A 12987-nucleotide genomic window follows, 5' to 3' on the forward strand; every position below is an offset into this window, starting at 1 on the left:
GCCTTTCGGGTACCTCACCGTTGGTAGGTTGAGTCATCGTGAGCACGCCCCGGTTTCTGGACCTGCCCCCCGCAGTGCGTCGCACGACAGTGCGGACGCCCCGCGGCCCCTTCGCCGTCCTCGAGGCGCTTCCCGTGGGCGAGCCGGAGCGGCAACCGGCCCTGCTCGTCCCCGGCTTCACCGGGAGCAAAGAGGACTTCCTCGGGGTGCTGCAGACCCTCACCGGGGCCGGCCGCCGGGTGCTGGCGCTGGACATGCGCGGCCAGCACGACTCCCCCCGCTGCGACGAGCCGTCCCGCTACCTGCTGCCCGAGCTCGGCGCCGACCTGATCGAGATCATCGAGTCGATGGGCCCGGAGTCCGTGCACCTGGTCGGGCACTCCTTTGGCGGTCTGGTGACCCGGGAGGCGGTACTGGCCGAACCCACCCTGATCGCCTCCTACACCCTGATGTCGTCGGGCCCCGCCGCGATCACCGGCCCGAGCGCCGAGAAGGCCGCGGCCCTGCGCGACGCCCTCACCGGCGAGCTGACCATGGAACAGATCTGGAACATCAAGCTCGGTCCCGACGCCCGCGCCGCGGGCTGGGCCGAGGAGATCATCGACTTCCTCTACCGCCGCAACCTCGGCAACTGCCCGACCGGCCTGGCGGCCATGGCCGACGAGCTGCTGACGGCCCCCGACAAGACCGCCGACCTGGCCAAGGTCGCCGACGACACCGACCTGCCCCTCATGGTCCTGTACGGCGAGGACGACGACGCCTGGCTCCCGGAGATCCAGGCCGCCATGTCCGCCCGCCTCGACGCGTCCCGCGTCGTCATCCCCGGCGCGGCCCACTCCCCCGCCTGGGAGGCCCCGGAGACCACCGCCCACGCCCTCACCGACTTCTGGAACGCGGCCGAACGCCGCTGACCCGGCGGGTAGGAGCCGGCAGGCGACCCGCGTCGCCTCCTCCCCGGATCCGCCGGAACGTCCGCGGGATCCACGTCTTCGCCGTACCCTCCGGCCCGGACGGGTCGCCCTTCGGCGACCCCTCGTACCGTGACGGGAGGGGAGCCCGCTTCCGGAGAAATCAGTAATGATACATTTACTGATGTTTGTCTCACGGGAGGTGAGTGATGGCGGCTACGGTGATGGCACCGGAGAGCGTTACCTGGCGGGTTCACATCGACCGGACCATGTGGGTGGGCGGAGTGCGCAGCCTCATGCTGCAGGCCCTGCACCCGATGGCGATGTGGGGTGTCTGGCAGAACAGCAACTTCCAGGAGGACCCGTTCGGGCGGCTGCAGCGCACGGCCGACTTCGTGGGGGTGGCGACGTTCGGGTCGCGGGAGGAGATCGAGAAGCTCGCGGCGCGGGTGCGGCAGATCCACCGGAGCCTGCGGATCCTCAACCACGACACCGGCAGGAAGGAACCGCTCGACCAGCCCGAGTTCCTGCTGTGGGTGCACTGCGCCGAGGTCTACTCCTACCTGGAGACGGCGCGGCGGGGAGGGCTTCCGCTGACGGACAAGATGGCCGACCAGTACCTGGACGAGCAGCGCGAGGCGGCCACCCACGTCGGGCTGCACGCCGAGGACGTCCCGGGCACCGTCGCCGAGACCGAGGCCTACTTCCAGGAGATGCGGCCCCGGCTGCGCGTCACCGACGAGGCCCTGGAGACCGTCAAGTTCCTGCTGTGGCCGAGGATGCCCGAGAACCTCAGGTTCCTCGCCCCCGGCAAGCCCGCCTGGTTCCCCTTCGGCGCGCTCTGCTACTACACGCTGCCCAAGTGGGCCCGCGACATGTACGGGCTGCTGCCGGAGGTGCCCCAGCCGGCGGTGACGGCGGCGCTGCGCTCGTTCCGGATGGCGATGAACTCCATCCCCGAGAGCGTGCACGACCTCGCGTTCATGAAGCCGACCCGCGAGATGCTGGAGCGCAGCCGCCAGGAGCTCGCCGCCGAGGGCTACGACCTCTCCGGCGGGCTGATCGGCCTGCGCGACCCCCGGCGCTGGCCGTCCGGCAGGACGCTCACTCCGGCCTGACCGGAGCCTCCGCCCTCTCGCCCTCCAGGGCCGCCCAGGGCTCCTTGGGCTCCGCGGCGGCCCTGCCCTCGGGGCAGTGCCGGGAGAAGTCGCACCAGCCGCACAGCGGCCCGGTGCGGGGCGGGAACACCTCGTCGTACGGGTCGTGCGCGACGAGCCCGTCCACCCGGCGCGGCGCGGGCCCGTCCTTGTAGGACTCGTCCGCGTCGGCGCACTCGGCGGCGATCCGCTCGGCACGGCTCAGCCACCCGGCCTGCGACTCCTCGGTGTGCTCCCACACCGCGACCGTCCTGGACGGCAGGTGGTGCAGTTCGACGGTCCGGCAGGGGCGGCGCAGCATCCGCGAGGCGGCGACGGCGTACAGGGCCAGCGCCAGCGAGTCCCGGGCGTCGTCCGCCGTCGGCGAGCGGCGCCCGGTCTTGTAGTCGACGACGGCCAGGGCGTCGCCCCGGTGGTCCAGCCGGTCGATCCGGCCGGAGAACCGAATCGACCCGGTCTTGGTGGACACCGTTCGCTCCACGCCCGCGGGCTCCCGCTCGGGATCCAGCCCGGCCGCGTACTCCTCGACCATGACCCGGGCCCGCTCGCGCCACTCCCGCGACTGCCCGGCGTCCCGGAACCCGTCGGTCAGCCAGCCCCGGACCAGCAGCGCGCCCGCCGCCTGCGGCGTGCGCTCGGCGACGGGCAGCCGCCAGTAGCCGGCCAGGGCGTTGTGGACCGACGCGCCCAGGCTGTTGTGGGCCCACCGCGAGCTCCTGGACGGCTGAGGCCGGTCCAGGTACGTCATCCGGTAACGGCGCGGGCAGTCCAGCCAGGTGTTCAGCCGCGACGGGGTGCACGGATACAGCCTGCGCGGCATCCCCTCGAACCCGAGTTGCTCCACGGGCCCGACGTCACTCCTCGTCGGAGGAGGCCTGCTGCAGCGAGTACCAGGACTCCCAGCGGTCGGCCTCCTCGCCGACCGTGGTCTCCTCGCCGCCGCCGGGCAGGACCCGGGTGTCGGCCGGAAGCTGGCCGAACTGGGCCGTGATGGAGTTCAGCTGGGTGTGGAGGTCCGGGTAGACGTCGCCGTGGGCGCCGGGCCGGCCCCGCCACAGGGTGCCGCCGGTGAACAGCACGCCGTCGCTCTCGCCGTACAGCGAGACGCTGCCCGGGGTGAAGCCCGGCGTGTGCAGCACCTCCAGCTGCATCCCGGCGATCTCGAAGGTCCCGCCCTCCTCCAGGTACTGGTCGGGCTCCAGGGAGCGGAGTTCCTCGTCGTCGATCTCCTTGGCCAGCCTGCGGAAGTAGTCCCGCCAAAGGCTGCGGTCGCCGCGGTGCATGAGGATCGGGGCGTCGCCGAGCTCCTCGTCCGCGGAGACCTCCAGGACGGTGCTGACGATGTTGTCCCTGCCGTTGGTGCAGACCACGGCCATGACCTCGCGCCCGTCGACGGCCTTGAGGACGGCCTCGGCATCGTTGGCCGGGTCGATGACGATCACGGCCTCGTCGTCGCCGACGACCCAGGTGTTCACCTCCGCGGTGAAGACCTCGTCGTCCACAGTCACGGGGCCACTGGTCACAATCTGTTCAATGCGCGCAGTCACCCGCGAAGCCTATCCTTCCTTGCCGAATGAACGCACGGTCCATGTGCGGAGCGCGCGCGACGGACAGGACGTCTGCCGCCTTCCGTCCCGTCATGTCTCGAAGAGGCCGCCGAGCCGGGGGCACGGCGCGCCGAAGGGGAGGTCGAGGTCCATTCCCGGTTCCCTCAGGTCGAGGAGCTGGAGCTGGTCGGCCATCAGCGCGCCCGCCGCGGCGGGCCACAGGATCGCCCACAGCCAGCGCCCCCTGGCCTCGCCCGCGTAGACGGCGCGGTCCGGCCCGGCGTCGATCGACCACAGCGGCACCGGCCTCCCCTCCGCCTGGATCTTGGCGTGGGCGGGCCCCGTGTCGAACCCGGGGCCGGGGTCCGAGCCGCGCAGCCCGGCGAACCGGGCGCCGAGCCCCACCCCGACCTCCTCCGAGATCAGCAGCAGGTCGGCGGGTCCCGCGGTCAGGCCGGGACCGGACAGCGCGACCGCGGCGGCGCGGGCTCCGGTGTGCTCGTCCCCCGCGTGCAGGAAGCCGGTGACCAGCCAGCCCGCCGGCAGCGGCCAGGTCAGCCAGATCGGCACCCTGGCATGCGCCCTCACCACCGCCAGTCCCTCCTCGGACGGGCTGGCGGGCGGCTGGAGCGGCAGGATCGAGCCGTGCAGCGCGCAGGTCCAGTCGGCCGACCTGGCGTTCGGCGGCACGGCCGTCCTACCGCAGCGGGGGCAGGTGGGTTCCGGTCTCACGCTTACCCACAGTCGTTGTCAGGGGCCGTCAAGTCAAGACAGCGGAACCCATCAACTCCCCCAGGAGTCTTTACTGGAGGTATGCCTGGAGGTTCGCGCTGCGTGGGTGCGGTGGTCGTGCGACGGGAAGAGCTGCTGATGGTCCTGCGGGGACGTCCGCCGGGCGCCGGCCTGTGGTCGGTCCCCGGCGGGCGGGTGGAGCCCGGTGAGAGCGACGTCGAGGCTCTCGTCCGGGAACTGCGGGAGGAGACCGGCCTGGCGGTCGCCGTCGGGGACCTCCTGGGGTCGGTGGAGGTCTCCGGTTTCGACGTCCACGACTACCTCTGCACGGTGACGGGCGGGCGGCTGGAGCCCGGCGACGACGCGGCGGACGCCCGGTGGGTGCCGCTCGCGGAGGTGGCGGGCCTTCCGGTCACGGACGGCCTCGTCGCGACGCTCCGCTCCTGGCGGGTCATACCGGAGTAAAATCGAGTTCCGTTCCCAAAAGGGGTCCGGACGAACCCGCGGGGCCTGGGGCCGCGTCGTTTCGAGGGGACACGCCCGATGCAGCAGATCGAGTTCCGGCTGGAGGAGCGCCAGCGGCGCCTCTACCTGATCCTGGCGGGGGTGTGGGGCCTGCTCGGGCTGCTGCGCCTGTTCACCAGCGTCGGCAGCGCCGTCGTGGCCTTCGTCGTCGCCGGCGTGATGGTCCTCTACTACTTCCGGTTCGCGGGGTTCGGCCTGACCCTCACCCCGCAGGGCCTGACCATGAACGGCTGGCAGACCCACACCCACCCCTGGTCGCAGATCCGGTCGGTGGAGAAGCAGAAGTGGTGGTTCCAGGACAGGGTCCTGATCCGCTTCGCCGACGGCACCAGCCGCCGCGCCTGGGCCCCCCTGCACTACTTCTCGATGCCCGACCCCGAGTTCGCCCTCAAGCTCCAGGGCCTCCAGCAGTGGCACGCCCAGTACTCCGGCATGCCGCCCGTCCAGCCCCCGCAGCAGCCCTTCGGCGCCCCCCAGCAGCCTTTCGGCGGCCCGCAGCAGGCGTTCGGCGCCCCCGCGCCCCAGCAGGCGTTCGGCGGCCCCCAGCAGCCGCCCGCTCCCCAGTACGGCCACCAGCCGCAGCCCTACGGCCAGCAGCCGCCCTACCAGCAGCAGCCGCAGCCGGGCTACGGCCAGCCGCCCGCCCCCGCCCAGCCGCAGTACGGCGGCCCCCAAGGCGGGCAGCAGCCCCCGCAGCAGACCCCCGGCGAGTGGACTCAGGTCTTCGGCGCGGGGAACGGCAACCCGCCCGCCTGAGACTCCCCCGGTCCGTCCGCCTGGGATTCCGCCGATCCCCCCTCTAGAGGCGCCGCGGCGCCCGGGGTCACGGTCGCGATGTCCATCCGGCGGCGGAGCCACAGGACGAGGGCGGCGAAGACGAACAGGGGCGGCAGGTCGGACAGCAGGTAGTACCAGGGGGCCGCGCCCTGCTGGAGGGAGTCCTCCAGTTCGCCCGCGGCGGCGGTGAGGCCGAAGGCCAGCAGGTTGTTGAGGACGTGCAGCGCGATGGGCGCCTCGAGGCCGCCCGTCTTGACCGCCAGCCAGCCGCACACCATGGCCCAGATGAAGATGTCGACCATGGCCCAGGTGCGGTAGCCGTGCCCCGCGACGAAGAGGGCGCTGCTGATCGCGATGGCGGGCCAGGGGGTGCCGAAGACGCGGCCCAGGACCGCGGTGAAGGCGTTGCGGTAGGTGCCGTCGGGGCGGCGCAGGGTGCAGCCGCCGATCGCCTGGAGCACCCAGCCCCGGAAGACGAACTCCTCGGCGGTCGACTGGAACGGCACCAGCAGCAGGATCACCAGGGCCGGGCCCAGGAAGGCCCGCCAGCCCACCCACTCCCCGCCCAGCACGGGTTCGTCGGTGAAGACCGCCGTCACGATCATGCCGGTCACCAGGGAGACCGCCACGTAGGCCAGCGCGGCCAGGACGCAGACGCCCAGCCAGCGCCAGCGCATCCGGCCCAGCACCGAGACGACCGTGCCCATCGGGCGGCGGGAGAAGATCCAGACGGTCACCGGCACCAGGGGGATCAGCACGCCGAGCATGACGAGCTGGAGGGAGAGGTCCTCCAGCGGGCCGCCGACGAGCTGGGTGCCGTCGTCGGTGGGCTCGGGCAGCTCCCCGGTGACCGCGAAGTGCCCCACCATCCAGGCGACGAACACCGCGATGATCGTGATGAAGGCCGCCGCCGTCAAGGAGAACGTCCCCAGCACCGGACGCCACCAGCGGTGCCGTTCGGTGCGGTCCTGCTGGTGGAAGGGAGTGCCCGCGGGCGCCGCGACCACCGACGGCTTCCGCTGCGCCGGGTGGCCGTAAGGCGGGTACCCGGGAACGGCGTAACCGGGCGGGTATCCGGGAGGCGGATACCCCTGCGGCGGGAAGCCCTGCGGCGGCCCGGGCACCTGGTAACCGGGATACGCCTGCTGGCCGGGTACCGGATGCCCCTGCGTCCCCTGGCCGGGGGCCTGCTGCGGCGCGTGCCCCGGTGCGGGCGCGTACCCCGGTGCGTCGTAGCTCTGGAACGGCCCGGCCGGGCCCGCACCCGGGGCCACCTGCCCCGGAAGCAGGTAGCCGGGCGCGCTCTGGGTCGCCGGGGGGCCCTCCGGAGCCGGAGGCGGAGACTGCGGCTGCACCGGATAGGTGTGCTCGGCGGGCCACGACGCCTGCGGTGCGGGGGGAGCGAAGAGGGGGCGGCCGGAGTCCGGCGGATGCCAGGCGTCCGAGGGCGCCTCCCGACCGTCCTCGGACGGCTGGTCTCTGCCCGGTTCGTCCGGTCCTGCGGGCGGGGTGGCGGATGGCGGCTCCATGAGGAGGAGCCTACGCACCCGGACCGCCCTCCAAACCGGGAAGGTCCGCCCCCACACGCGCCGGGCGCCGGGGGAAGACCGGAGCCCGGAGGTCAGGGCGCCTCGAACCGCCTGGTGCGGGCGAGGCCGGCCGCCCGGCCCTTGGCCGCGATGACCAGGGCCATCTTCCGCGACGCCTCGTCGATCATCTCGTCGCCGAGCATCGCCGCACCGCGCCTCTCCACCGTCGTGTAGTACTCGTAGGCCTCGAGGATCAGCTCGGCGTGGTCGTAATCCTCCTGCGCCGGGGAGAACACCTCGTTGCCCGCCTCGATCTGCGACGGGTGCAGCACCCACTTGCCGTCGTAGCCGAGCGCCGCCGTGCGCCTCGCCGCGCGGGTGAACGCCTCGGTGTCGCGGACGTTGAAGTACGGCCCGTCGATCGCCTGCAGCCCGTAGGCGCGGCACGCCATCAGGATGCGCATGTAGATGTAGTGGTAGGCGTCGCCCTCGGTGTAGCCGGGCGGCTGCTCGCCCACGACCAGCGTCTTCATGTTGATGGACGCCATGAAGTCGCCGGGCCCGAAGACGAGGGTCTCCAGCCGCGGCGAGGAGGCCGCGATGGCGTCCACCTCGATGAGGCCGCGGGCGTCCTCGATCTGCGCCTCGATGCCGATGCCGCCGGCCGGCAGGCCGTTGGCCTTCTCGATCTGGGTGAGGAGCCTGTCCAGCCACAGCACGTCCGAGGGGCCGGTGACCTTGGGCAGCATCACGCAGTCGAGGTTCTCGCCCGCGCCCTCGACGACCTGGATGACGTCGCGGTACGTCCACTCGGTGTCGAGCGCGTTGACCCGCACGACCCGGACCTTGCTCCCCCAGTCGCCCTGGTTCAGCGCCTCCACGACGAGCTCGCGAGCGCCGGCCTTGGCGTCGACCGCGACGGCGTCCTCGAGGTCCAGGAAGATCTCGTCGGCCGCGAGCCCCTGCGCCTTCTCGATGAAGCGGGGGTTGCTGCCGGGCACGGCCAGGGTGGTGCGTCGAGAGCGCTGCATGATCCGGAGGTTACCGATCGGCCGGGTTCTCCCCGGGCGCGGGGGCCCGTCATGATGGGGGCATGACCGAAGCTCTGGTGGATGAGGCGATGAAGAAGTCCGGTCTGGTCTGGATCGCTCTTCCCGACGGTTCCCGTCCCCGTCCCGCCTGGCACCTCTGGCACGGCGGCGCGGCCTACGTCCTGACCGGGGGGTCCGGGGAGCAGCCGCTGCCGGGGCTGCCCGAGGCCGAGCGGGTCACCGTGATCACGCGCAGCAAGGACAAGGGCGGGCGGCTGGTGTCGTGGCGGGCCGCGGTCGAGGAGGTCCCCTCCGGCGGCCCCGAGTGGGACGAGGTCGCGCCGCTGCTGTTCAAGGCGCGGCTGAACGCCGTGCCGCAGCCGGACGAGGCGGTGGAGGAGGGCGACTCCTACTCCCCCGTCCCGCGCTGGGCCAGGGAGTCGTACCTGATGAAGCTCACCCCCACCGGCCTGTACCCGGAGACGCCCGGCGAGTACGAGCCGTACTCCGCGGTCCGTCCGGTGCCCAACCCCGCGGTGAACGCCACCCGCAAACCGCTCATGTGGGGTGGCAAACGTCGCAAAGCTGACCTTTGACGTTGACAAACCCCGATCTTGGGTAACGTCGGGAACATGAGTTCCGGGCCGTCAAGGGTGTTCCTCGCACGTCTCGCGGGCATCGCCGTCTTCGACCCCGCCGGCGACCAGGTCGGCCGGGTGCGCGACGTCGTGGTCGCGCTGTGGTCGGGCGCCGGCCGCCCCCGGGTGCTCGGGCTCGTGGTGGACGTCCCCCCGCGGCGCGCCGTCTTCCTGCCGATCACCCGGGTCACGACGTTCGACTCCAAGGCCGTCATCTTCGACGGGCGGCTGAACATGCGCCGCTTCTCGCAGCGTCCCGCCGAGACCCTGGCGATCGCGGAGATGCTGGACCGCCACGTCCGCGGCCCGGACGGAGAGGAGTACGTCGTCATCGACGTCGGGATGGAGCCGGTCAGGGGCCGGGAGTGGCGCATCACCAAGGTGGCCGTCAAGCGGCTCGCCCGCGCCCGGCGGGCCGGCGGGGTCGGGCGCCGCCGGGCCGAGACGCTCATCCTGGACTGGGACGAGATCCACGGCCTGCACGTGGCCGCCGAGCAGCAGGGCGCCGTCGGGCTCATCAACGCCTTCGAGAAGCTCAAGCCCGCCGACCTGGCCAGCGTCATCCACGAGCTGTCCCCCAAGCGCCGCGGCGAGGTCGCCGCCGCCCTCGACGACGAGCGGCTCGCCGACATCCTGGAGGAGCTGCCCGAGGACGACCAGGTGGAGATCCTCGGCAAGCTCGACGCCGACCGGGCCGCCGACGTCCTGGAGGTGATGAGCCCCGACGACGCCGCCGACCTGCTGGGCGAGCTGCCGCCCGAGCAGCGCGAGCGGCTGCTGGCCCTGATGGAGCCGGAGGAGGCCGCGCCGGTCCGGCGGCTGCTGAGCTACGCCGACGACACCGCGGGCGGCCTGATGACCACCGAGCCGGTGATCCTCCAGCCGGACGCCACGGTCGCCGAGGCGCTCGCCCAGATCCGCAACCCCGACCTCAACCCGGCGCTGGCCGCGCAGGTCTACGTCTGCCGCCCGCCCACCGAGACGCCGACCGGCCGCTACCTGGGCACCGTGCACTTCCAGCGGCTGCTGCGCGACCCGCCGTCCACGATGATCGGCGCGATCGTCGACCCGGCGCTCTCCCCGCTGCGCCCGTCGATGTCGCTGCACACCGTCGCCGGGCACCTGGCCACCTACAACCTGGTCTCGGCCGCCGTCGTGGACGAGGACGGGCACATGCTCGGCGCGGTCACCATCGACGACGTGCTCGACCACGTGCTGCCGGAGGACTGGCGCGACGCCGTCCTGGACGACGGGGAACCCGCCGGGAGCACCGAGTTCGACTCCGAGGCCGAGTCGCTGAGGGGCGGCCGATGAGCGCCCGGGTCCGCCTGGACCAGCCCCGAGAGGTCCGCCGCCGCTTCCCCCGCCCGCGCTACGACCCCGAGTCCTTCGGCGAGATCTCCGAGAAGATCGCCCGGTTCCTGGGCACCGCGCGGTTCCTCTTCTACATGACGGTCTTCGTCGGGGTGTGGGTGCTGTGGAACTTTCTGGCCCCCGCGACCTGGCGGTTCGACGCCTACCCGTTCATCTTCCTGACGCTGATCCTCTCGCTGCAGGCCTCCTATGCCGCCCCGCTGATCCTGCTCGCGCAGAACCGGCAGGACGACCGGGACAGGGTGCAGTACGAGCAGGACCGCAAGCAGACCGAGCGCACCGTCGCCGACACCGAGTACCTGACCCGGGAGATCGCCGGGCTGCGCATGGCCCTCGGCGAGGTCGCCACCCGCGACTTCCTGCGCTCGGAGCTGCAGCAGCTGCTCAAGGAGCTGGAGGCCGCGCGCGAGGACGGCGGCGGGCCCGACGGCCGTCCTCAGGCCGACAGCGCCACCGGCTGATCGTCCTCCGACAGCTTGTGCAGCAGCGCCATGAACTGGTTCTTCTCGGTGGCGTCGAGGCGGCCGAGCAGGTGCTCGCGGATGCCCCGGTGGTAGGTGGCGGTCGCCTTGTGCAGCCGGTCCCTGCCCTGCATGGTCAGGACGGCGAACAGCCCGCGCGCGTCGCTCGTGCAGGACTCGCGGCGGACCAGCCCGTCCCGCTGCAGCCGGTCGACCAGTCTGGTCAGGCCGCTGCGCGACAGCAGGACCCGTTCGGCCAGGTCGTTCATCCGCAGCCGCCCGTCCGGCTGTTCGGCCAGGTGCTGCAGCACGTCGTAGGAACCGAGCGCGAGATCGTGCTCGGTCAGCAGGTCCTGGTGCAGATGCCGGGAGATCCGGACCTGGGCCCGCAGGAGGACCCGCCAGACCGCAAGCTCCTCCGCAGAGATCGTCGCCCCGGGGAGGGCACTCACGTCAGTCACACAAACGATCGTAAAACGCCAGGTCTCCCGGTGAGATTCACTTCGATGATGTTTCCGAAACGTTGCCCGCCGGACGGCCGGGGGGACCGGCCGGGAATGATCCGTCGGCCCCGCGTTCGCCGCGGCCCCGAACGTTCCATACCATGGACCCCATGGCCTCCCCTTTGACTACCGAGCAGGTGACCGCGGCGCTCGCCACGGTCAACGACCCGGAGATCCGCCGTCCGATCACCGACCTCGGCATGGTCAAGAACATCGAGTTCGCCGCGGACGGCGCGGTCACCGTGGGCGTCTACCTCACCGTGGCCGGCTGCCCCATGCGGGACCGGATCACCAAGGACGTGACCGAGGCGGTCACCAGGATCGGCGCGCCGTCGGTCAAGGTGGAGCTGGACGTCATGAGCGACGAACAGCGCAAGGAGCTGCAGAACACCCTGCGCGGCGGCCAGCCCGCCAAGGAGATCCCGTTCGCCAAGCCCAGCTCGCTGACCAAGGTCTACGCGGTCGCCAGCGGCAAGGGCGGCGTCGGCAAGTCCTCCGTCACCGTCAACCTCGCCGCGGCCTTCGCCGCCATGGGCCGCAAGGTCGGCGTGGTGGACGCCGACATCTACGGCCACTCCGTCCCGCGCATGCTCGGCGTGGACGGCAGGCCCACCAAGGTCGAGGACATGATCATGCCGCCGTCGGCGCATGACGTGAAGGTGATCTCGGTCGGCATGTTCACCGCGGGCAACCAGCCGGTGGTCTGGCGCGGCCCGATGCTGCACCGCGCGCTCCAGCAGTTCCTCGCCGACGTCTACTGGGGCGACCTGGACATCCTCCTGATGGACCTGCCGCCCGGCACCGGCGACATCGCCATCTCCGTGGCCCAGCTGCTGCCGTCCGCCGACATCCTGGTGGTCACCACCCCGCAGCAGGCCGCCGCCGAGGTGGCCGAGCGGGCCGGCGCGATCGCCGCCCAGACCCACCAGCAGGTGGCGGGCGTCATCGAGAACATGTCGTACCACCTGTGCGACCACTGCGGCGAGAAGCAGTACATCTTCGGAGAGGGCGGCGGCCAGACCGTGGCCGACGAGCTCACCAGGACCCTCGGCGCCCGGGTGCCGCTGCTGGGCCAGGTTCCGCTGGACACCCGGCTGCGCGAGGGCGGCGACGCCGGCAAGCCGCTGGTGCTCTCCGACCCGGACGCGCCCGCCGCGGTCGAGCTCAAGAAGATCGCCGAGAACCTGGCCGGACGCAGCCGCGGCCTGCTCGGCCGCCAGCTGAGCGTCACCCCGGCCGGTCGCTGACCGTACGGCTCCACGAAGCAGAAGATCCCGCGTCCCCTCCAGGGGGCGCGGGATCTTTCTTTGTTCGGGGTCTGAACCGTCCAGGCCTCAGGTCCTGCTGGACCGCAGGTCCGCCGGACGGCCTCGGCGCCGTGCTCCGGCGGGGGCCGATCCGCTCCGTACGGCTCAGGTGGCCTCGTCGTCGAACGGCGGGCGCTCGTCCTGTCCCAGCTCCGCGCCCCGGTGGGCCACCGGCTCGTCGAAGTCGTCGTCGAGGTCGCGCTTGAGGGTCTTGACGCCCAGAGGGTCGTCGTCGCCCTCGAAGAGGTGCTTGCGGACGAGGCTCTTGGGGTTGAGGTCGCGCGGGTCGAAGTCCTTGAACTCCGGTCCCAGTCCGTCCCGCAGGTCGTTCTGGGCCGACTGCGCCATCTGGCGGAGCTGGCGCAGGGTGCGTCCCGCCTGCTGGGCCACCGAGGGCAGCTTCTCCCCGAAGATGACCAGTGCCAGCACGGCCAGGACCAGTGCCTCACCGAGTCCGACGTCGAACAACTGCGCCTCCAGGGACAAGGAGGCCGGGAT

General features: G+C 72.1%; 15 protein-coding genes. 8 read left to right on the top strand and 7 right to left on the bottom strand.

Annotated features, from left to right (window positions below):
* Positions 1-38: 38 nt before the first annotated feature.
* The gene (locus ABD327_RS07980) at positions 39-911 is read left to right on the top strand and encodes an alpha/beta fold hydrolase (protein WP_344449565.1); all 873 of its coding nucleotides are present in this window, start codon (positions 39-41) and stop codon (positions 909-911) included.
* 206 nt (positions 912-1117) lie between these two features.
* A complete protein-coding gene (locus ABD327_RS07985; RefSeq protein ID WP_344449566.1) occupies positions 1118-2026 on the top strand; it encodes an oxygenase MpaB family protein in 909 nt (302 codons plus the stop codon).
* Here ABD327_RS07985 and ABD327_RS07990 read toward each other — a convergent pair.
* The 3 genes from ABD327_RS07990 to ABD327_RS08000 all read right to left on the bottom strand — a co-directional run bounded on the left by ABD327_RS07990 (position 2013) and on the right by ABD327_RS08000 (position 4344).
* Entirely contained in the window at positions 2013-2909 is an 897-nt protein-coding gene (locus ABD327_RS07990; protein ID WP_344449567.1) for a RecB family exonuclease, read from the bottom strand. The genes ABD327_RS07985 and ABD327_RS07990 overlap by 14 nt on opposite strands.
* Positions 2910-2919: 10 nt before the next feature.
* A complete protein-coding gene (locus tag ABD327_RS07995) occupies positions 2920-3573 on the bottom strand; it encodes an MBL fold metallo-hydrolase (protein ID WP_344449569.1) in 654 nt (217 codons plus the stop codon).
* Positions 3574-3702: 129 nt separating this feature from the next.
* Positions 3703-4344: a DUF6758 family protein gene (locus tag ABD327_RS08000; RefSeq protein ID WP_344449570.1), complete on the bottom strand. Its 642-nt coding sequence runs from the start codon at positions 4342-4344 to the stop codon at positions 3703-3705.
* 81 nt (positions 4345-4425) lie between these two features.
* Between ABD327_RS08000 and ABD327_RS08005 the strand changes: the two genes are divergently transcribed.
* Both ABD327_RS08005 and ABD327_RS08010 read left to right on the top strand, forming a co-directional pair.
* Positions 4426-4809, top strand: a complete 384-nt coding sequence (locus ABD327_RS08005; protein WP_344449571.1) for an NUDIX hydrolase — start codon at positions 4426-4428, stop codon at positions 4807-4809.
* A gap of 78 nt (positions 4810-4887) precedes the next feature.
* Entirely contained in the window at positions 4888-5625 is a 738-nt protein-coding gene (locus tag ABD327_RS08010) for a hypothetical protein (protein WP_344449572.1), read from the top strand.
* Here the strand turns inward: ABD327_RS08010 and ABD327_RS08015 are convergent.
* Both ABD327_RS08015 and ABD327_RS08020 read right to left on the bottom strand, forming a co-directional pair.
* Complete coding sequence (locus ABD327_RS08015; RefSeq protein ID WP_344449573.1) at positions 5586-7175, bottom strand: CPBP family glutamic-type intramembrane protease; 1590 nt, start codon at positions 7173-7175, stop codon at positions 5586-5588. The genes ABD327_RS08010 and ABD327_RS08015 overlap by 40 nt on opposite strands.
* 92 nt (positions 7176-7267) lie before the next feature.
* Positions 7268-8206, bottom strand: coding sequence for an HpcH/HpaI aldolase/citrate lyase family protein (locus tag ABD327_RS08020; protein WP_344449574.1), 939 nt, complete (start codon positions 8204-8206; stop codon positions 7268-7270).
* A 62-nt stretch (positions 8207-8268) separates the two neighbouring features.
* Here ABD327_RS08020 and ABD327_RS08025 point away from each other — a divergent pair, with 62 nt between their 5' ends.
* The 3 genes from ABD327_RS08025 to ABD327_RS08035 are packed head-to-tail and all read left to right on the top strand — an operon-like array spanning position 8269 to position 10679.
* Positions 8269-8802 carry a hypothetical protein gene (locus ABD327_RS08025; protein WP_344449575.1) on the top strand — a complete coding sequence of 178 codons (534 nt, stop codon included), beginning with the start codon at positions 8269-8271 and terminating at the stop codon, positions 8800-8802.
* Between the two features lie 36 nt (positions 8803-8838).
* Positions 8839-10158 (top strand): magnesium transporter MgtE N-terminal domain-containing protein, encoded by a 1320-nt coding sequence (locus tag ABD327_RS08030; RefSeq protein WP_344449576.1) that lies wholly within the window; start codon positions 8839-8841, stop codon positions 10156-10158.
* Complete coding sequence (locus ABD327_RS08035; protein WP_344449578.1) at positions 10155-10679, top strand: DUF1003 domain-containing protein; 525 nt, start codon at positions 10155-10157, stop codon at positions 10677-10679. Before ABD327_RS08030 ends, ABD327_RS08035 begins: the two co-directional genes overlap by 4 nt.
* Here ABD327_RS08035 and ABD327_RS08040 read toward each other — a convergent pair.
* Positions 10655-11140 carry a MarR family winged helix-turn-helix transcriptional regulator gene (locus ABD327_RS08040; protein ID WP_344449579.1) on the bottom strand — a complete coding sequence of 162 codons (486 nt, stop codon included), beginning with the start codon at positions 11138-11140 and terminating at the stop codon, positions 10655-10657. The genes ABD327_RS08035 and ABD327_RS08040 overlap by 25 nt on opposite strands.
* A 152-nt stretch (positions 11141-11292) precedes the next feature.
* Here ABD327_RS08040 and ABD327_RS08045 point away from each other — a divergent pair, with 152 nt between their 5' ends.
* Positions 11293-12429, top strand: a complete 1137-nt coding sequence (locus ABD327_RS08045) for an Mrp/NBP35 family ATP-binding protein (protein WP_344449580.1) — start codon at positions 11293-11295, stop codon at positions 12427-12429.
* A 165-nt stretch (positions 12430-12594) separates the two neighbouring features.
* Here ABD327_RS08045 and ABD327_RS08050 read toward each other — a convergent pair whose 3' ends face one another.
* Complete coding sequence (locus ABD327_RS08050) at positions 12595-12957, bottom strand: sec-independent translocase (RefSeq protein ID WP_344449581.1); 363 nt, start codon at positions 12955-12957, stop codon at positions 12595-12597.
* Positions 12958-12987 lie beyond the last annotated feature (30 nt).

This window comes from Actinocorallia aurantiaca, from assembly GCF_039533685.1.
Taxonomy (GTDB): Bacteria; Actinomycetota; Actinomycetes; order Streptosporangiales; family Streptosporangiaceae; genus Actinocorallia; species Actinocorallia aurantiaca.

Bases quoted from the DNA above. Each gene is read 5' to 3' on its own strand.
- ABD327_RS07985 (WP_344449566.1), top strand. From the start codon at position 1,118: ATGGCGGCTACGGTGATGGCACCGGAGAGCGTTACCTGGCGGGTTCAC.
- ABD327_RS08005 (WP_344449571.1), top strand. From the start codon at position 4,426: ATGCCTGGAGGTTCGCGCTGCGTGGGTGCGGTGGTCGTGCGACGGGAA.
- ABD327_RS08010 (WP_344449572.1), top strand. From the start codon at position 4,888: ATGCAGCAGATCGAGTTCCGGCTGGAGGAGCGCCAGCGGCGCCTCTAC.
- ABD327_RS08015 (WP_344449573.1), bottom strand. From the start codon at position 7,175: ATGGAGCCGCCATCCGCCACCCCGCCCGCAGGACCGGACGAACCGGGC.
- ABD327_RS08020 (WP_344449574.1), bottom strand. From the start codon at position 8,206: ATGCAGCGCTCTCGACGCACCACCCTGGCCGTGCCCGGCAGCAACCCC.
- ABD327_RS08025 (WP_344449575.1), top strand. From the start codon at position 8,269: ATGACCGAAGCTCTGGTGGATGAGGCGATGAAGAAGTCCGGTCTGGTC.
- ABD327_RS08030 (WP_344449576.1), top strand. From the start codon at position 8,839: ATGAGTTCCGGGCCGTCAAGGGTGTTCCTCGCACGTCTCGCGGGCATC.
- ABD327_RS08035 (WP_344449578.1), top strand. From the start codon at position 10,155: ATGAGCGCCCGGGTCCGCCTGGACCAGCCCCGAGAGGTCCGCCGCCGC.
- ABD327_RS08045 (WP_344449580.1), top strand. From the start codon at position 11,293: ATGGCCTCCCCTTTGACTACCGAGCAGGTGACCGCGGCGCTCGCCACG.